The organism is Sphingomonas aracearum, from assembly GCF_003345355.1.
Lineage (GTDB): Bacteria > Pseudomonadota > Alphaproteobacteria > Sphingomonadales > Sphingomonadaceae > Sphingomonas > Sphingomonas aracearum.
Genome location: NZ_QQNB01000001.1, coordinates 965,073 through 982,204, shown reverse-complemented (window position 1 = coordinate 982,204; position 17,132 = coordinate 965,073). Strand labels below are relative to the sequence as shown.

Below are 17,132 nucleotides of genomic sequence, written 5' to 3'. Positions count from 1 at the left end.
TAAATGGGCTATAAAGACCTGCATATGTCAACAAACTTTTTGCGGCGCGGGCGATCGCCGGAGTTTTCAGCCGGCAGGGACCGCCGGACGCGTTCGCCCGAACCGGTGCAGGATCGCGCCCTCGCGAGCGGTGGCCGGTGTTGACGTCGGGCGAAGGCCCGGTCTGGCGACAGTCGCGCCGAGCGTCTAGGATCGCGGCATGACCCAGCCTCTTTTCGCCGGCGTGGAGCTTGGCGGCACCAAGTGCATCTGCATCCTTGCGACCGGCCCCGACGACGTGCGCGAGGAAGTGACCATCCCGACCACGCGGCCGGACGAGACCCTGCCGGCGATCGAGGCGGTGCTGGATCGCTGGCGGGATTTCGCCGCCCTCGGCATCGCCAGCTTCGGCCCGGTGGTGATCGACCGGGCCTTGCCGGAGTATGGCAGCATCGCCGCGACACCCAAGCCGGGCTGGGCGCATGCGCCGCTCGCCCCGCGGCTGGGGCAGCGCTACGGCGTGCCGATCGGGTTCGATACGGATGTGGTCGGCGCCGCTCTGGCGGAAGGTCGCTGGGGCGCCGCGATGGGCCTGGACGATTTCGCCTATGCCACCGTGGGCACGGGCATCGGTGTCGGCCTGATCGCCGGGGGGCGACCCGTCTCCGGCATGACGCACAGCGAGTTCGGCCACGTCCGCATCGCACGTCTGGCCGGGGACAGCTTTGCCGGCACCTGCCCGTTTCACGGCGATTGCTGCGAAGGGCTGGCCAGCGGCCCTTCCATCCAGGCGCGAACCGGAATTCCCGGGCCGGAACTGCCGAGCGACCATCCGGCCTGGAACACGGTGGCGCATGCCCTGGCGCAGCTTTGCCACACCCTGGTGCTGACGGGCGTGCCGCGCCGCATCGTGATGGGCGGCGGCGTGATGCTGGGCGAGGCGGACCTGTTTCCGCGTATTCGCACGCGCCTGCGCGAAAGCCTTGCCGGGTATATCGAGACCGCGCCGCTGGCGGACATGGACGGCTTCGTGGTGCCCCCCGCGCTGGCCGGGCGGGCAGGGCCGCTGGGCGCGATCGTGCTGGCGGAACAAGCGCTTGCCGCGACCGGGGCCCCCTAGCGTTTACGACGCCTTAACCGCCTTCGGTTACGCCGTGGCAAGGGCCGGACGTGCCCTTGAGGGAACCACAGGCGGTGAGATCCATGCGCATTCTGATCGTCGACGACGAACCGGGCATGCACGACAGCTACCGGCGCAGTTTCGCGCCTGCTGACGGCGGAAACGACGGACTCGATGCAATGGCGGCCGAGCTGTTCGGCGACGAGGCGCCGGCAACGGAGGCGCGCGAGCATTTCGCGCTGACCCATGCCAGCCAGGGCGTGGACGGTGTCCGCGAGGTGGAGCGCGCGCTGGCCGCGGGCGAGCCGTTCGCCGTTGCGTTCATCGACGTGCGCATGCCGCCCGGCATCGACGGCAAGGAGACCGCGCGGCGCATCCGGGCGCTGGACCCCGAGGTCAACCTCGTCATCGTCACCGGCTTTTCCGACTTCTCGCCGCTGGAGATCGCCAGGGTCGCCGGCCCGGCGGACAAGATCTTCTACATCGCCAAGCCGTTCGAGGTGGCCGAGGTGGTGCAGACCGCAACGGCACTGGGCCAACGCTGGCATGCCGATCGCGAGCTGGCCGCAGCGCGCGCGCAGCTCGCCCGGCAGGTGGTGCAGCTGGAGGAGCAGGGCCGCGAGCTGGCGGCCAACGAGTCCAAGGCGCTGTTCATCGCCAACCATGACTCGCTGACCGAGGCGCCCAACCGGCTCGCCTTCCTGCGCGCGCTGGGCGAGCGGGTGCGCGGCGATCGGGGGCTGGCGGTGGCGATGGTCGATCTCGACCGGTTCAAGCTGGTCAACGACACGCTGGGCCATCTGGCCGGCGACGATTTCCTGCGCCAGATCCATGCGGCGCTCAGCAGCCACATGCCCGCGGGTGGCATGGTCGCCCGCCTGGGCGGCGACGAGTTCGGCCTGTTGTTCGAGGCGCCGGGCGAGGAGGCGGCCGAGATGCTATGCCAGCGGTTCATCGGTGATTGCGCGGGGAGCTTCCGCATCTTCGGCCATTCGGTGCAGGGCGGCGCCTCGGCCGGGCTGGTGTTCGTGCACCCCGATGCGCAGCCCGATCCGATCGACGTGCTGCGCCGCGCCGACCTGGCGCTGAACGCCGCCAAGCAATCCGGCCGTGGCGTCGCCCGCGTGTTCGACGAGAGCATGGACGAATCCATCCGCTTTCGCCGCCGCATCGAGGGCGGTCTCGCGCAGGCGCTGGAGCGCGGCGAGCTGAGCCTTGCCTATCAGCCGATCGTCGCCGGCCACGATCTGGAGATCGTCGGCTTCGAGGCGCTGTTGCGCTGGAACACGGAGGAATTCGGCCCGGTCAGCCCGGCCATGTTCATCCCGATCGCGGAAGAGTCCAACCTCATCCACGAGCTGGGCGACTGGGTGCTGGACGGCGCGCTGGCCGAGCTCGCGCACTGGCCGGGTCAGTACGTGTCGGTCAATTTCAGCCCGCGCCAGTTCCGCCGGCACAATTTCGTCGGGCATATCGTGGAGCGGGCGCAGCGCGCAGGCGTGGAGCCGCATCGCGTGCAGATCGAGATCACCGAAACCGCGATCTTCGACGATGCCGATCGCGCGGCGGAAACGCTCTACAAGCTGCGGCAGATGGGCTTCCGCATCGCGCTGGACGATTTCGGCACCGGCTATTCCTCGCTCTACAACATCCGCAAGTTCGCGCTCGATTGCCTGAAGATCGACCGCAGCTTCATCGACGGCATGGGCCGGGAGCGGGAGTCGGCGGCGATCGTCCATTCGATCGTGCATCTTGGCCGCTCGCTGGGCCTGACGGTCTGCGCCGAGGGCGTCGAGACGGAGGCGCAGGTTCAGGCGCTGCGGCTGGCGGGGGCGAGCCACCTGCAGGGATATTTCTTCTCGCGGCCGGTGATCGCCGAGCTCGCGCGCGACATGGCGGCCGAGCGCTACATGCACTCGCCCGACGCCGAAGAGGAGCCGCTGGCGGCCAACGGCACGCACGGCTGACCGCCATGCCGCGACTGCTCACCCATGCACCCCGCTCGCTCGGGGCAAAGCTCGTGTTCGTGCTCACCGCGGTGGGTCTGGCCGGGGCGGCGGCGATCACGCTGCTGCTGGTGGCCGTCATCACGCCCAGTTTCGAACGGTTGGAGGCGGAGGCGATCGCCGGCCATGTCGAGCGAACGCGCGTGGCGCTGGGCGACTATGCGGCCAAGGTGGAGAATGCGGTTCGCGACTATGGCGACTGGAACGCCAGCTACGAGTACATGGTGCATCCCGGTCGCGCGTTCGAGCAGGAAAGCTTCTCCCCGCTGGCGATGCAGAACCTTGACGTGAGCGGCATGGCCTATGTCACTCCGGACGGCGGGGTGGTGATCGCGCGGTGGCTCGATCCGGCCACCGGCAGGGATCGGCCGGAACTGCGCGCCCGGCTGGTGCAGGCGATTGCCCGCCTCGACCTTGCCCGTGCCACCGCGCGGCGGAACTCCGCGCATTTCTATACCCGCCTTGGCTCCGTGATCGCCGCGATCGGTGTCGCGCAGGTGCGGCGCAGCGACGGGTCGGGCGCGCCACGCGGGTTCGTGCTGATGGCCCGCACCATCACCTCGGCCCAGCTTTCCCAGCTGCTCCAGGTCGCCGCGCGGCTGGAGTTCGGCAACCGTCCGGCCGCGGTGCCGGAAAGCCGCACCGTCACCATCGCGGTGCCCGTGCCGGGCTGGGTCGGGCAACCGATCGCCAATGCGACCTTCGCGGTTCCCCGCGCCGTGTCGCTGCTGGGGCAGCGGATGCTGGGCTTCGCGGTGGCCGGGACGATCGTGCTGCTTGCCGTGCTGCTGCTGGTCTTGCGAAGACTGATCGCCCGGCTGGTGCTCGCCCCGCTGGGTCGGGTGGAGGCGCACATGCAGCGGGTGCGTGCGTCGGGTGCGCTTACCTTGCTGGAGGAGGCGGACCGGCCGGACGAAGTCGGCTCGCTGGGTTGCAGCTTCAACGCGATGCTGACGCAGCTGAAGGACCTGCGCGAACAGCTGGAGGTGCAGAGCTTCGAGCTTGGCCGCACCGAAAGCGCGATTGCCGTCATGCACAACGTGCGCAACGCGCTGAACCCGATCAGCACCATCCTGTCACAGGGGGTGGCGCAGCCGCCGGCCGTGGACCGCGCCCTGTTCGAGCGCGCGGTGGGCGAGCTTGCCCGCGACGACCTGCCGCCGGCGCGGCGCGAGAAGCTGCTCGCCTTTCTGACGGCGGCGGTGGACGCCTTTGCCCGGGATCGCGCGTGGCAGCGCGAACAGCTGGCAACCGGGCGCGAGGCGATGCGCGTGGTGCTGGACATCATCGGCGAGCAGCAGGCCCATGCGCACGAACGGCCCGTGCTGGAGCCGGTCGACGTCACCGCGATCGTGGCGCAGAACGCGGCGCTGGCCCGCTACGCACAGGGACTCTCGATCGCGTTCAGCTTTCCTGCGCAACCATTCTGGGTGCTGGCGAACCGCGTGATCCTGAGCCAGGTGATCGGCAATCTGTTCGGCAATGCCGGCGAAGCGATCGCCGCCGGGGGCGCCGATACCGGCAGCATCACGGTTTCGGCGTACGAGCAGGACGGGCGCACGACCATTTCGATCCGCGACGATGGGGAGGGCTTCGCGCCGGAGACGACGGCGGGTCTGTTCCAGCGCGGTTTCTCCACCCGGGCGCACAAGTCCGGCGGCCTCGGCCTTCACTGGTGCGCCAATTCGATGAACGCCATGGGCGGCGGCCTGCGCCTGGAAAGCGCCGGACGGGGGCTGGGGGCGAGCGCGATCCTGACGCTGCCGAGCGCGCCGGCGGAGATGCGGGCGGCCGCCTGAACTCGCCCGAACTCGCTTGCCCGGATGCCTGCGCGCGCTAGGATGCCGCAGAAGGGCAGAAAAGGGCCGGGGGGATCGCATGAAGTGGCGCGGATGGGTGCTGGGCGGATGTGCGCTGCTGGCGGCGCAGCCGGCGGCGGCGGCGTGCAAGGTCGGCAAGATGCTGGAACTGCCCGTCACCATGGCCGGGCGCCGGCCGATGGTCACGGCGCAGTTCGGCGGCAAGGACGCGCACTTCATCGTCGACAGCGGCGCCTTCTACAGCACCCTGTCGCGCGCGAGCGCGGCCGAATTCGGCGTGCAAGTGCGCCCGGCCCCACCCAGCTTCTACGTGAAGGGCGTCGGCGGCACCTCCTCGGTGGGCATCGGCACCACCCGCGACTTCAAGCTGGGCGGCGTGACGCTGCCCAAGGCGGACTTCATCGTCGGCGGCAGCGACACGGGCACGGCCGGGCTGCTGGGTCAGAACATCCTGGGTCTCGCCGATGTGGAATATGACCTGCCGCATGGCGCGGTGCGGCTGATGCGGACCACCGATTGCGACAAGGCGACGCTGGCCTATTGGGCGGGCGAGCGGCCGTTTTCCACCATCCGGCTGGAAGAACGCGATCCGATCTCCCGGTTCAAGCCGCATACGATCGCCACCGTGCTCATCAACGGCGTGAAGGTGAGGGCGGAGTTCGACACGGGTGCGCAAGGCTCGCTGCTGTCGCTGGCGGCCGCCAAGCGGATCGGCGTGACCCCCGCTTCGCCCGGCGTGGAGCGATCGGGCGAGACGGGGGGCGTGGGCAGCCGCCGGATACCCACCTGGCGGGCCACCTTCGACAGCATCGACCTGGCCGGCGAGCGGCTGTTCAAGCCGAAGATCACCATCGCCGATGTCGACCTGGGCGGCGCGGACATGCTGATCGGCTCCGACTTCTTCCTGACGCACCGCATGTTCGTCTCCAATGCGCAAGGGCTCATGTACTTCACCTATGAAGGCGGACCCGTGTTCGGCCTCAGCCCGCGCGGGGCGGTGGACACGGCGGGCAAGCGGCTGGACCTGACCAGCACCGAGCCCGAGCCGACCACGGCCGAGGCCTTTGCCCGGCGGGGTGCGGTGCTGGCGTCCAACCGGCGCTTCGATGCGGCGCTGGCCGATTTCGACAAGGCCTGCGAACTTGCCCCAAACGAGCCGCGCTTCTTCTACCAGCGGGCGATGGCGCAGCTCGCCACGCGGCAGCCGCGGCGGGCGCTGGCTGATCTCGACCGCGTGCTGAAGCTCGACCCCACCCACGTCGATGCGCGCATGATGCGGGCATCGGGCCGGGCAGCCGCCAAGGACGAGAAGGGCGCGATCGAGGACATGGCCGCGGCCGACGCCGCGCTGGCGCCGTCGTCTGACAAGCGGCTCGGCGTGGCGGCGTTCTGGAACGGGCATGGCGCGCCGGAAAAGGCGCTGGCCAATTACGATCTATGGTTCCGCGACCATGCCCGGGACAGCAGCCGGGCTGGCGCCTTCAACGGGCGCTGCTGGGCGCGCGCGCAGCTCGGGCGCGAGCTGGACAAGGCGCTGGACGATTGCAACGCCGCGATCCGGCTGCGCGGGCAGGACGGGTCCTATTTCGACAGCCGGGCGCTGGTGAAGCTGCGCAGCGGCGACACGGCCGGCGCGCTCGCCGACTATGACATGGCGCTGAAGCTTTCCCCGAAGAACGCCGGATCGCTGTACGGCCGGTCGCTGGCCAGGCGGAAGCTGGGCCGTATGCAGGAAGCGGATGCGGACCGCACGGCCGCGCTGGCGCTCAATGCGGACATCGCGGAACGGGCGAAGAAGATCGGGCTGGAATAGCGCCCGCTCACCCGCTAAGGCGCGCCAGCTCCACTTCGCGCCAGCCGCCCACGGTGTCGCTGCGGCGCAGGTACGGCGCGACGAGATTGCGCGCGCGGTACCATTCCTGGCGCTCCGGCGGCAGGGTGGAGAAGTTGCCGATGGTCCCGCGGCAATCGGGCGCGCCGCACTGGCACAGCATCTGCCAGTCGGACGCCATCATGGTGGTGGAATAATCCCAGGCGATCTCCTCGCCCGGCGCAATGGCGCGCACCGCGATCAGGAACACGCCGCCGGACAGGAAACGCAGGCCCGCATTGGGCGCGCAGCTGTGGTTGATGAGGTCGTCGATGCGACCGGACGGGCCCATCACGGTATCGGGCGTTACCTGCACGAAGCGGTCGGCGCGGCCGGAAAGGTCGCTGGGCACGCGATCGGCGCGAAAGCGGCGGCCGGTGAAGCGGATGATCGTCTCGCCCTCGGCAAAGCCCTGCGCGGCATAGACCGCCTTGCCGAGATGCGTCTCGCCGATCCGGAACAGATTGTCGGCGGGCGCATAGGCGTCCAGCACGAAGAAGCGGCCGTTCCGCCAGCCGAGCGAGCGCAGCGGGTTGATCGTGAGCAGGCCCACCATCAGCCACATGCCGGCATGGCAGGCGAGTTCCACCAGGATATAGGCGTATTCGCCCATCCCGCCGCTCTCACTGCGCGTGGCGACGATCAGCGTGGCGAGGTCGCCGATCGTCCAGAGGCCCCAGGCCGGCGAGCGCTCGCGCGTGCGGTCGGCCCAGGTGCTCGCCCAGGTCGGCCAGAAGCTGACGGGCACCGCGGCTACCACCAGCATGTGCGCCCAGAAGGCGGAACGAAAGGCGAGCCACAGGACGAGCGCGGCCAGGCAGGCGGCCATGCAGAACAGTTCGTCGGCCGTGGGCCGATCCCACGCGCCTCGTCGCCAGATCGCCAGCGTGACAAGGAGGCAGGCGCCCGCCGACAACAGGAACACCCAGGCTTGCGGCCCGTGCGGATTGACCGCGGTGTAGGTGGCCGCCTCCACTGCAGCGGCGGCGCTCCAGATCAGCCAGGAGGCGCGGTTCGGCTCCACCAGGCGGCGGCGCAGGCCGATGCCGTAGAGGACGTATGCGGCTAGGCTCGTCGCAACCGCGAGGAGGAACCAGAAGGAGGGCGCGGCAGGGGGCATGGCTTGGCGCCAGACTATCGCCCGGCCGCGACTCCGTCCAGCAAGGCGGCCCCGTGCCGCCGCACGCCGGCCCGGGAGGGCGGCGGCGGGATGCGGGCATCTGAAAGGAAAATGGTCGGGGAAAGAGGATTCGAACCTCCGGCCCCTGCCTCCCGAAGGCAGTGCTCTACCAGGCTGAGCTATTCCCCGACCGGGACCGCACCGTTCACGGAACGGGCGGCAGGCGGCGGCTTATAGCAGCGGATTTCCGGCCGGCAAGGGGCTTTGCGCGCGCATTCCGTTCAGGGCGGCTGGCGAACCCTCGCGCGGGGTGGCGCGGTGGAACGGGGATGCTATCGGGTACGTCCTGAAGGAAGCGGGGGACGGATGAACGGGCTGGAGCTTGCCGCGGCGCTGCTGGGCATCGTGTGCGTGGCGCTGGTCGTGCTGCGCCGGATCGGCAATTTCGCGTTCGGGATCGCCTCCACCGCCCTGTACGCAGCGGTTTTCTTTGGGGCGAAGCTTTATTCGGACGCGCTGCTCCAGCTCTTCTTCGTCGCGGTGAACGCCTATGGCTGGTGGAACTGGACGCGCGCCAGCGCCGCAACCGGCGAGATCCCGGTGGAGCGGCTGGCCGGCCGCGCGCGGCTGGGCTGGGTGGGCGGGATTGCCGGCGCCACTCTGCTGTGGGGCGGGCTGATGCACCGGTTCACGGATGCGTCCTACCCCTGGGCCGATGCCGGCATCGCCATCGCCAGCGTCGCCGCGCAGATCCTGATGGCGCAGCGGCGGATCGAGAACTGGTGGCTGTGGATCGCGGTCGACCTGGCCTCCGTCCCGCTCTACGCGGCCAAGGAGCTGTATCTCACCGCGGGGCTGTACACGATCTATCTCGCGCTTGCCCTGTGGGGCTTGCTCGACTGGCACCGCGTGCGCCGTCCGGCGAGGCCAGTTGTCGCATGATCCCGCGCACGATCTGTCTTCACGGGCCGGAAAGCACCGGCAAATCGACGGTCGGCCCGGTTCTGGCCGCGCGCCTGGGCGGCGGCTATCTCGGCGAATATGGCCGCGACTATGCCGAGGCGGAAGGCACGGACTTCACGATGGACGACCTGCTCGCCATCGCCCGGACGCACCACGCGCAGATCGCGGCGGCCCTCGCCGGCGGCGCCGACCCGCTGGTTCTCGACACCGATCCGCTGATGACGGCGGTGTGGGCCGACATGCTGTTCGGCCGGCGCGATCCCTGGTTCGATGATTGGCACGATACCGCAGACCTCTACCTGCTGTTCGACATCGACCTCCCCTGGGTGGCGGACGGCACGCGCCTGTTCGGGACTGCCGAGCTGCGGCAGAAGTTCTTCGACCTGTCGCGCGCGGAGCTGGAGCGCCGCGGCGTGCGCTGGGCGATGGTACGCGGGGAGGGGCCAGCCCGCTTGGCGAGCGCGCTGGCGGCGATCGCGGCCTTTTAAGCGTTCGGTGACGTTACAGCCGAGGCTGGCGGGTGCAGCCTCGACAAGCGTTATTTCGGGTGCTTCGCGCGCCACTCGCGCACGGCGGCAAGCGTGCCCTGGACGTGTCCTGCCGGGTTCGGCTGCGACAGCGCATACAGGATGCGGCCGTTCGGCGCGATGACGTAGCTGGTGCGATCGGTGCGGTTCTTGGCCACCGCATGGGCGACGTCATAGCCGGCAATCGTCGGCGCCTGCGCGACCCCGACCGGGAACTTGTTGCGGCATTCCTTCACCGAAAAGTCGGCCAGCTTGTCGATCGGATCGGCGGACAGGCCGATCAGGGTAGCGCCGGCCCGGGCGAAATCGTCCGATGCCTCCGCGAACTCGTGCGCTTCCACCGTGCAGCCGGAGGTGAAGGCGGCGGGGAAGAAGTAGAGCACCACCGGGCCCTTCTTCAGCGCGGCGGAAAGATCGAAGGTGGAAACCTTGCCCCCGGTCGCCGCCTGCGTGGCGAAGGCCGGCGCCTTGGCACCCGGCTTCAACGCGGCGGAGGCAGGGGCAGCCAGGAGGGCGGCGGCGGCGAGCAGGAGGGCGTGGCGCTTCATCGAATGTTCTCCGCTGGATCGCTGTCGTTGTACGGACTTCACGCGCCCTTTGGCAATTGGCACGCCGCCTGCTAACGCGCGCGGCTATGACTCCCCTCGACAAGATCCGTAACTTCTCGATCATCGCGCATATCGACCATGGCAAGTCGACGCTCGCCGACCGCCTCATCCAGAAGACCGGCGGCCTTTCCGACCGCGAGATGAGCGAGCAGGTGCTCGACAACATGGACATCGAGAAGGAGCGCGGCATCACCATCAAGGCGCAGACCGTGCGCCTGTCCTACAAGGCGCAGGACGGCGAAACGTACACGCTGAACCTCATGGACACGCCCGGGCACGTCGACTTCGCCTATGAGGTCTCGCGCTCTCTGGCGGCGTGCGAGGGCGCGCTGCTGGTGGTGGACTCGGCGCAGGGCGTGGAAGCGCAGACGCTCGCCAACGTCTACCAGTCGATCGAGCACGACCATGAGATCGTGCCCGTCATCAACAAGATCGACCTGCCCGCCGCCGATCCGGACAAGGTGAAGGCCGAGATCGAGGAGGTGATCGGGCTCGACGCCTCGAACGCGGTGCTCGCCTCGGCCAAGTCGGGCATCGGCATCGAGGAAACGCTGGAAGCGATCGTCACCCGCATCCCGCCGCCCAGGGGCGATGCGACCGCGCCGCTGAAGGCGATGCTGGTGGACAGCTGGTACGACCCGTATCTCGGCGTGGTGATCCTCGTTCGGGTGATGGAAGGCGTGCTGAAGAAGGGCCAGCTCGTCACCTTCATGCAGGCGGGCACGCAGCACCTGGTCGACCGGGTGGGCTGCTTCCGGCCGAAGATCGAGCAGCTGACCGACCTCGGGCCGGGCGAGATCGGCTTCATCACGGCGCAGATCAAGGACGTGGCGCAGGCCCGCGTCGGCGACACCCTGACCGATGCCAAGAAGCCCGCCGCCGAGCCGCTGCCCGGGTTCAAGGAAGTGCAGCCGGTGGTGTTCTGCGGGCTATTCCCGGTGGACGCGAACGACTTCGAGAAGCTGCGCGAGAGCATTTCGCGGCTGCGGCTGAACGATGCGAGCTTCTCGTTCGAGATGGAGACCTCGGCCGCGCTCGGCTTCGGCTTCCGTTGTGGATTTCTCGGCCTCCTCCACCTGGAGATCATCCAGGAGCGGCTGACGCGCGAATACGATCTCGACCTCATCACCACCGCGCCCAGCGTGGTCTACGAGATCGAGCTGACGCATAATGGCGGCAGGATCGAGCTGCACAATCCGGCCGACATGCCCGATCCCAACAAGATCGCGACCATTTCTGAGCCGTGGATCGAGGCGGTGATCTACGTGCCGGACGAATATCTCGGCTCGATCCTGAAGCTGTGCCAGGATCGCCGCGGCATCCAGAAGAACCTCACCTATGTCGGCGGCCGCGCGCAGGCGACCTATGAGCTGCCGCTCAACGAAGTGGTGTTCGACTTCTACGACCGGCTGAAATCGCTGTCGAAGGGCTATGCCAGCTTCGACTATCACCAGATCGGCTATCGCGAGGGCGACCTCGTGAAGATGAGCATCCTCGTCAACGAGGAACTGGTCGATGCCTTGTCGATGATCGTCCACCGCGGCACCGCGGAAACGCGCGGGCGCGGCATGTGCGAGCGGCTGAAGGACCTCATCCCGCGCCACCTGTTCAAGATCCCGATCCAGGCGGCGATCGGCGGCAAGGTGATCGCGCGCGAGACGATCAGCGCGATGCGCAAGGACGTGACGGCGAAATGCTATGGCGGCGACGCCACCCGCAAGCGCAAGCTCCTCGACAAGCAGAAGAAGGGCAAGGCGAAGATGCGGGAATACGGCTCCGTCAGCATCCCGCAGGAGGCGTTCATCGCCGCGCTCAGGATGGGCGATGAGGCCTGAGGCCCAAGGCTAAGCGCAGCTTAGCCGCGGTGGTGCCGAAGGCCGGCCGACGACCGCGCGAGCTCGCTCTCGCGCCTGTCGATCGACGACATGGCTTCGCTGCGGCGCGGCCTCATTCCTCCACCGGATACCTTCTCCGCAGCGGCTGACATGCGAAGCGCCCCTTGATCGCCTCGTTGAAGAACGTTCCCGCCGACTTGGCGCGGCTCAGCGCCTCATAGATCGCGCGCGGAACGCCCGAATAGAGATACTCGCCCGAGCGCCGGAAGCGGATGCGCAACGTCTCCGCTTCCTCGTCGAAGACGATCCGCTCGATCAGCGAGGAGTTCAGCCGGCGCGCCCGCATGATGCCGGAAAGGTCGGTGGAATCGAGCGTTCCCCTGCCTGCGGCGGGGCGAATCGATTCCGCGCCGGAGCGAATCCGCTCAGCGCATTATGACCCCGCGAAGCGCCCAATTCCGGGCACTCAGGCAGGCCCGGCGCGGCAGGCGGTCGCCCGCAGCAGCACGTCGCCACGCGGGTGCGGGGTGAGGCACAGCCGGGCCGGACCCGACGCGCTGCCCGCGACGGTCAGCCGTGCGCGGGTCATGGTGGGGGCGGCAGTGCTGCAAGCGTCATCAATCGCGTCATTGGATCCTCCCGTCGCTGCCTTGATCGGCAGGGAGGAGGTTGCATCGGGCATGCCAATGGGCCTTCGCGCGCAGCTTCAATCACCTGTGCGAGGGCGATGCTGTATCCTTGGCGTCATACGATCAGGATTGGTGCAGCGCGCTTCTTCGGCGGCGGAGTAGCCAGAACGCCGCGCCTGCAATCGCCAGCGTGGCGGCGACCAGCGCCAGCACATGCGGCCGCCCGATCAGCCGGTGCAGCAGCGGATCCAGGAAGTTGCCGAACCAATAGCCGAGCAGGGTGAACAGACAGCCCCAGATCGCCGCCGCCAGCGCGTTCAAGGGAACGAAGCGGCGTGCCGGAACGCGCGACGTGCCGATCGCGATCGGGCTGACCGTGCGCATGCCGTAGACGAAGCGAAAGCCGAGCACGAAGACCGTCGGGTGCCGCTCCAGCAGGCCCAGCGCGCGGGCGAACGCCGGCTTGGCGCGGATGGCGGCGACCCGGCGGTTGTCCCGCAGGCGGCGCCCGGCAAGGAACCATGCCTGGTCCACGATGCAGGAGCCGGCCGCCGCGCACAGCATCGCGCCCCACAACGGCACCAGGCCCCGGTGCGCCAGGACGCCGCCCGCGATCACCACCGCTTCGCCCTCGATGCCGGCGCCCACCAGAATGGCGAGCAGGCCATATCGCGCCAGCAGTGCTTCCATCGCCATGTCCGTCCTTCTGTCGTCCCGAACAGGGCCGCACCATCCATATTGCTCTGCAGCATTGCGCTGCTAAGGGCGGGGCTTCAACAGGAGTGAACGCCATGAAGCAGCTGGTCGCCTTCGATCTCGACGGAACGCTCGCGCTGAGCAAGCAGGCCCTGCTGCCCGACATGGGCGAGGCGCTGGCCGACCTGCTGGGCGTGGCGAACGTCGCGGTGATCTCCGGCGGCGACTGGCCGCAGTTCGACAAGCAGGTGGCGAGCCAGCTGCCCGCGCGCGCAGACCTGTCGCGCCTGTGGCTGATGCCCACCACCGGCACCAAGCTCTACACGCACAAGGAGGGCGCGTGGCGCCCGGTCTATGCCGAGCTGTTCGACGATGCGACCAAGAAGAAGATCCTGGAAGCGTTCGACGCCTCGCTGGAGGCGACCGGCTTCACGCCGGAGCAGACCTGGGGCGAGCGGATCGAGGATCGCGGCAGCCAGATCACCTTCTCCGCGCTCGGCCAGCAGGCACCGATCGAAGCCAAGGAGCATTGGGATCCCAAGTTCGAGAAGCGCAAGGTCATCCAGGCCGACCTGAAGCAGCGGCTGCCGGGCCTGTCGATCAACATGGGCGGCGCCACCTCGATCGACATCACGCGCGAGGGCGTGGACAAGGCCTATGGCCTGCGCAAGCTCCACGACGCCAGCGGCATCCCGCTGGAGACGTTCCTGTTCATCGGCGACGCGATCTTCCCCGGCGGCAATGATTATCCCGCCAAGGAGATGGGGCTGGACACCGTGCGCGTGCGCGATCCGCAGGAAACGCTGGCGGTGATCGCGGCGATCGTCGCCTGCCAGAAGTAAGGCGACTGCTTCCCAGCGCCTGACTGGGGGAGGTTGCGCTAGCGGGAGGCCGTGGCGAGCGAAGAGGGCTCCTGCACCGCGTAGCGGATGCGTCGCCCGGCCGGCAGCAGCAGCATCGGCGCGGGCTTGCCTGCCTCCACCAGAACCTGGTCGAGCGGCACGGCGTCGGCGGGTTCCGCGGCATCAAACGCCTGGATCAGGCGCTTGCCTGTGGTCGGCAGCAAGGCGGGGGCGATCGCGACGGGACGTCCGCCAAAGGTCGCCAGCCACGAAGGACGGCCGTGGCGATAGCTGCGCAGTGGGTGTACGACCTGAAGGTCGACCGCGCCGGCATCGCCATCGCCCAGGATGAGCGGCGTGTCGCCCTTCATGAAGATCGCGGGACGGCTGCCCACACGCGCGCTTGCCGCCATCTGCACGACGCGCAACCGCGGGCGGAGGCCGGCAAGCCGCACCTGATCGACCGTCAGCGGATCGATTCCGGAAAGCCGCTTAAGCCGCTCGGCCATCATGGCGGGGCCGGCGCTGCTCGAGCCTTCCATGACGTGGCCGTGACCGACATAGACCAGCACCTTGGCGGCAGGGTTGGCGCGGAGCATGGCCAGCAGGTTCTGCGCCTGCGCTTCCTCGCGCTCGGGCACGCCGCCGTCGGGCGTGGTCTGGTCGCGCCGCTGCTCATAGGCGACGGTGCGATAGCCGAGCGCATGGGCGCCGCGCAGGAAGTTCGCGAAAACCGGGTCGGCGCTGTAAAAGCCGGTCGATCGACGAACGATGCCGTCCTGCTGTAGCTGCTCGCCGCCGGTCGCGGGCTGCCCTGCTTCCGGATCATTGCGGAACGTCTCGGCGGCGAGGACGGAATAGCCGAGCGGCCGCAAGGCGCGGGCGACTTCCAGCGCGAAGGCGCGGTCGCGGGGGCTGAAATGCGCCTCGTTGAGGATGACGATCCGCGTGTCGCGGGCGCGCCGCGCGATCTCGGCCACGGCATCGCGCGGCCGGGCGGCGGCGAGTTGAGCGAGCATCGCCGGATCGGCCGGTGGCGTGTCCGCGCCGAACACGGCCGGATCGAGCTCGCCGGTCACGAACGGCGTATATTGCGTCCAGAGCTGGCGCGGCAGACCGTTCACGGCGGCGCCGGGCTTGAACGCCTCCGCTTCGAGGACGGCCGTCGCGTCCAGGTATCTGCCGGCCATCACCGCATTGCGCGAGACGGTATAGAGATCGACCTGCTTCGGCTCCTGCGCGGATGCCGAGCCCAGCAGAGACGTTGTTGCCAGCAGGCCAAGCAGATGCCGCATTTATCCTCCCCCGATCAGCCGGGGGAGGATGGCGCGGCGCGGCGCCGCTGTCGAGCGGAGCTTACGCCGCCAGCTCGTACGGCTTGATCTCGCCCGCCAGATACAGGTTGCGGGCCTTGGCGCGGCTGAGCTTGCCCGAGGAAGTGCGCGGCAGGGTGCGCGGCGGGATAAGCTCGATCACGCAGTTCATGCCGGTGACCGAGCGGACGCGCTCGCGGATCTCGTCGTGCAGGCGCTTGCGCTCGGACGTGTCGGAGGTGCGGCACTGGACCAGCACCGCCGGCGTTTCCTCGCCGCCCGGCGTGGTGATGGCGAAGGCGGCGATGTCGCCCTGCTTGAAGCCGGGCAGCTGCTCCACGGCCCATTCGATGTCCTGCGGCCAGTGGTTGCGGCCGTTGACGATGATCATGTCCTTGGCGCGGCCGACGATGTAGACATAGCCGTCCGACAGATAGCCCATGTCGCCGGTGTCCAGCCAGCCATCGGTCATGCAGGCGGCGGTTGCGTCCGGATCGCGGAAATAGCCCTCCATCACCGAGGGACCGCGGCACCACAGCTTGCCGATCGCGCGCTCGGGCAGGGGCGTGCCGTCCTCCTCGCGGATCTCGACGGCCATGTCCTTCACCGGGCGGCCGCAATTGACGATCGCGCGGTAGCGCTGGGGGCGGTCCTCGGTCATGCCGGAGCCGGACAGCTGCGTTTCCTCGACCAGCTCGACGCGGATCCCTTCGCCCGGCGGCATGATCGAGACGGCAAGCGTCGCTTCCGCCAGGCCGTAGCTCGGCAGGAAGGCGGTCGCCTGGAAGCCGGCATCGGCAAAGGCGTCCACGAAGCTCTGCATCACGTCCGGCCGGATCATGTCCGCGCCGTTGCCCGCGACGCGCCAGCGCGCGAGGTCGAAGCGGTCCGACGCCTTGGTCTGCGACGACATGCGGCGCGCGCAGATGTCATAGCCGAAGGTCGGCGAATAGGAGAGCGAGGTGCCCTGGTTGCGGCTGATGAGATCGAGCCACGCAAGCGGTCGGCGGGCGAAATCCTCGGTCTTCAGGTAATCGGTCGACACCTGGTTGGCGACCACCGACAGGAAGCAGCCGACCAGGCCCATGTCATGGTACCAGGGGAGCCAGGACACGCAGCGATCGCTTTCGATCAGCTTCATCCCGAACGCATGCGCCTGCAGGTTGTTGAGCAGCGCGCGGTGGGTGATCGCCACCCCGTGGGGGAAGCGGGTGGAGCCGCTGGAATATTGCAGATAGGCGATGTCCTCGCTGCCGGCCCGGGGCAGCGCGGCGTCTGGCGCAGGGCGGGCGGCGAAGCTGGTGAAGTCCAGCCCTTCCACATCGGCGATACGCGCGGCCTCGCCCGCCATTTGCGACAGTTCGGCGGGGAACAGCAGCATCTGCGGGTCGCAGCTGGCGAGCTGCACGCGGAGCTGCTCGATATAGGAGGCCGAGCCGCCGAACGAGGTGGGCAGGGGCAGCGGCACCGGCCAGGCGCCGGCATAGACCACGCCGAAGAAGAGGGCGGCGAACTCCGACCCGGTTTCGGCGATCAGCGCGACCCGGTCCTGCGGGCGGATGCCGGCGGCGATCAGGCGGCGGGCGCAGGCCAGCGCCTCCTCGCGCATCTCGCGGAAAGGATAAGGGCGGGTGAGCGTGCCGCGGGCGTCGTGGAAGTTCAGGCCGCGCGTGCCGGTGGCGGCATAATCCAGCGCCTCGCCCAGCGTGGCGAAATCGGAGAAGCGACGTGGAAGCGCGTCCTCGGTGGCGGTCGGCACGAGCGCCTCGCCCGCTGCTGCCCTGTTCTGCGTATCCGTCATAAT

The 17,132-nt window shown here is 68.9% G+C and carries 15 protein-coding genes and 1 tRNA gene; 8 read left to right on the top strand and 8 right to left on the bottom strand.

The features are described 5' to 3' along the window. The first annotated feature begins 199 nt into the window (after positions 1 to 199). The 4 genes from DVW87_RS04805 (at position 200) to DVW87_RS04790 (ending at position 6,738) form a co-directional block, all read left to right on the top strand. Positions 200 to 1,099, top strand: coding sequence for an ROK family protein (locus tag DVW87_RS04805; protein WP_114686567.1), 900 nt, complete (start codon positions 200 to 202; stop codon positions 1,097 to 1,099). 83 nt (positions 1,100 to 1,182) lie between these two features. Then, positions 1,183 to 3,066 (top strand): putative bifunctional diguanylate cyclase/phosphodiesterase, encoded by a 1,884-nt coding sequence (locus DVW87_RS04800; RefSeq protein WP_114686566.1) that lies wholly within the window; start codon positions 1,183 to 1,185, stop codon positions 3,064 to 3,066. A 5-nt stretch (positions 3,067 to 3,071) separates the two neighbouring features. Beyond that, a complete protein-coding gene (locus tag DVW87_RS04795; RefSeq protein ID WP_114686565.1) occupies positions 3,072 to 4,904 on the top strand; it encodes a sensor histidine kinase in 1,833 nt (610 codons plus the stop codon). A 79-nt stretch (positions 4,905 to 4,983) separates the two neighbouring features. After that, complete coding sequence (locus DVW87_RS04790) at positions 4,984 to 6,738, top strand: aspartyl protease family protein (protein ID WP_114686564.1); 1,755 nt, start codon at positions 4,984 to 4,986, stop codon at positions 6,736 to 6,738. 7 nt (positions 6,739 to 6,745) lie between these two features. On the opposite strand, the gene DVW87_RS04785 is transcribed toward DVW87_RS04790, so the two are convergent. Both DVW87_RS04785 and DVW87_RS04780 read right to left on the bottom strand, forming a co-directional pair. Next, the gene (locus DVW87_RS04785) at positions 6,746 to 7,915 is read right to left on the bottom strand and encodes an SET domain-containing protein (RefSeq protein ID WP_114686563.1); all 1,170 of its coding nucleotides are present in this window, start codon (positions 7,913 to 7,915) and stop codon (positions 6,746 to 6,748) included. A gap of 112 nt (positions 7,916 to 8,027) precedes the next feature. After that, positions 8,028 to 8,104: transfer RNA gene (locus DVW87_RS04780), tRNA-Pro, on the bottom strand. Between the two features lie 177 nt (positions 8,105 to 8,281). Here DVW87_RS04780 and pnuC point away from each other — a divergent pair. Continuing rightward, positions 8,282 to 8,857, top strand: a complete 576-nt coding sequence (pnuC, locus tag DVW87_RS04775; protein WP_114686562.1) for a nicotinamide riboside transporter PnuC — start codon at positions 8,282 to 8,284, stop codon at positions 8,855 to 8,857. Further along, a complete protein-coding gene (locus DVW87_RS04770) occupies positions 8,854 to 9,366 on the top strand; it encodes an AAA family ATPase (protein WP_114686561.1) in 513 nt (170 codons plus the stop codon). Before pnuC ends, DVW87_RS04770 begins: the two co-directional genes overlap by 4 nt. Before the next feature lie 50 nt (positions 9,367 to 9,416). Here the strand turns inward: DVW87_RS04770 and DVW87_RS04765 are convergent, their stop codons facing one another. Then, positions 9,417 to 9,953 carry a peroxiredoxin gene (locus DVW87_RS04765; protein ID WP_114686560.1) on the bottom strand — a complete coding sequence of 179 codons (537 nt, stop codon included), beginning with the start codon at positions 9,951 to 9,953 and terminating at the stop codon, positions 9,417 to 9,419. A gap of 86 nt (positions 9,954 to 10,039) precedes the next feature. On the opposite strand from DVW87_RS04765, the gene lepA reads away from it, so the two are divergent. Continuing rightward, positions 10,040 to 11,848, top strand: a complete 1,809-nt coding sequence (lepA, locus tag DVW87_RS04760) for a translation elongation factor 4 (protein ID WP_114686559.1) — start codon at positions 10,040 to 10,042, stop codon at positions 11,846 to 11,848. A gap of 112 nt (positions 11,849 to 11,960) precedes the next feature. On the opposite strand, the gene DVW87_RS04755 is transcribed toward lepA, so the two are convergent. From DVW87_RS04755 to DVW87_RS04750, 3 genes are all read right to left on the bottom strand, one after another. Continuing rightward, on the bottom strand, positions 11,961 to 12,194 hold the full coding sequence (locus DVW87_RS04755) for a KTSC domain-containing protein (protein WP_239017750.1): 234 nt from the start codon (positions 12,192 to 12,194) through the stop codon (positions 11,961 to 11,963). A gap of 120 nt (positions 12,195 to 12,314) precedes the next feature. Further along, positions 12,315 to 12,437 carry a hypothetical protein gene (locus DVW87_RS18465; RefSeq protein ID WP_275402071.1) on the bottom strand — a complete coding sequence of 41 codons (123 nt, stop codon included), beginning with the start codon at positions 12,435 to 12,437 and terminating at the stop codon, positions 12,315 to 12,317. A 163-nt stretch (positions 12,438 to 12,600) separates the two neighbouring features. Continuing rightward, positions 12,601 to 13,173, bottom strand: a complete 573-nt coding sequence (locus DVW87_RS04750) for a DedA family protein (protein ID WP_114686558.1) — start codon at positions 13,171 to 13,173, stop codon at positions 12,601 to 12,603. A gap of 95 nt (positions 13,174 to 13,268) precedes the next feature. On the opposite strand from DVW87_RS04750, the gene DVW87_RS04745 reads away from it, so the two are divergent. Further along, positions 13,269 to 14,015, top strand: a complete 747-nt coding sequence (locus DVW87_RS04745) for an HAD-IIB family hydrolase (RefSeq protein ID WP_114687074.1) — start codon at positions 13,269 to 13,271, stop codon at positions 14,013 to 14,015. 38 nt (positions 14,016 to 14,053) lie between these two features. Here the strand turns inward: DVW87_RS04745 and DVW87_RS04740 are convergent, their stop codons facing one another. Both DVW87_RS04740 and DVW87_RS04735 read right to left on the bottom strand, forming a co-directional pair. Next, a complete protein-coding gene (locus tag DVW87_RS04740; protein WP_114686557.1) occupies positions 14,054 to 15,310 on the bottom strand; it encodes a glycoside hydrolase family 25 domain-containing protein in 1,257 nt (418 codons plus the stop codon). Between the two features lie 61 nt (positions 15,311 to 15,371). Continuing rightward, a complete protein-coding gene (locus tag DVW87_RS04735; RefSeq protein ID WP_114686556.1) occupies positions 15,372 to 17,129 on the bottom strand; it encodes a fatty acyl-AMP ligase in 1,758 nt (585 codons plus the stop codon). Between the last annotated feature and the right edge of the window lie 3 nt (positions 17,130 to 17,132).

What these genes read in the sequence shown, in the direction of transcription:
- DVW87_RS04735 (WP_114686556.1), bottom strand. Translation starts at nt 17,129, where the DNA reads ATGACGGATACGCAGAACAGGGCAGCAGCGGGCGAGGCGCTCGTGCCG.
- DVW87_RS04745 (WP_114687074.1), top strand. Translation starts at nt 13,269, where the DNA reads ATGAAGCAGCTGGTCGCCTTCGATCTCGACGGAACGCTCGCGCTGAGC.
- DVW87_RS04805 (WP_114686567.1), top strand. Translation starts at nt 200, where the DNA reads ATGACCCAGCCTCTTTTCGCCGGCGTGGAGCTTGGCGGCACCAAGTGC.
- DVW87_RS04770 (WP_114686561.1), top strand. Translation starts at nt 8,854, where the DNA reads ATGATCCCGCGCACGATCTGTCTTCACGGGCCGGAAAGCACCGGCAAA.
- DVW87_RS04785 (WP_114686563.1), bottom strand. Translation starts at nt 7,915, where the DNA reads ATGCCCCCTGCCGCGCCCTCCTTCTGGTTCCTCCTCGCGGTTGCGACG.
- DVW87_RS04800 (WP_114686566.1), top strand. Translation starts at nt 1,183, where the DNA reads ATGCGCATTCTGATCGTCGACGACGAACCGGGCATGCACGACAGCTAC.
- DVW87_RS04765 (WP_114686560.1), bottom strand. Translation starts at nt 9,953, where the DNA reads ATGAAGCGCCACGCCCTCCTGCTCGCCGCCGCCGCCCTCCTGGCTGCC.
- DVW87_RS04740 (WP_114686557.1), bottom strand. Translation starts at nt 15,310, where the DNA reads ATGCGGCATCTGCTTGGCCTGCTGGCAACAACGTCTCTGCTGGGCTCG.
- pnuC (WP_114686562.1), top strand. Translation starts at nt 8,282, where the DNA reads ATGAACGGGCTGGAGCTTGCCGCGGCGCTGCTGGGCATCGTGTGCGTG.
- DVW87_RS04750 (WP_114686558.1), bottom strand. Translation starts at nt 13,173, where the DNA reads ATGGCGATGGAAGCACTGCTGGCGCGATATGGCCTGCTCGCCATTCTG.
- DVW87_RS04790 (WP_114686564.1), top strand. Translation starts at nt 4,984, where the DNA reads ATGAAGTGGCGCGGATGGGTGCTGGGCGGATGTGCGCTGCTGGCGGCG.
- DVW87_RS18465 (WP_275402071.1), bottom strand. Translation starts at nt 12,437, where the DNA reads ATGACCCGCGCACGGCTGACCGTCGCGGGCAGCGCGTCGGGTCCGGCC.
- DVW87_RS04795 (WP_114686565.1), top strand. Translation starts at nt 3,072, where the DNA reads ATGCCGCGACTGCTCACCCATGCACCCCGCTCGCTCGGGGCAAAGCTC.
- lepA (WP_114686559.1), top strand. Translation starts at nt 10,040, where the DNA reads ATGACTCCCCTCGACAAGATCCGTAACTTCTCGATCATCGCGCATATC.
- DVW87_RS04755 (WP_239017750.1), bottom strand. Translation starts at nt 12,194, where the DNA reads ATGCGGGCGCGCCGGCTGAACTCCTCGCTGATCGAGCGGATCGTCTTC.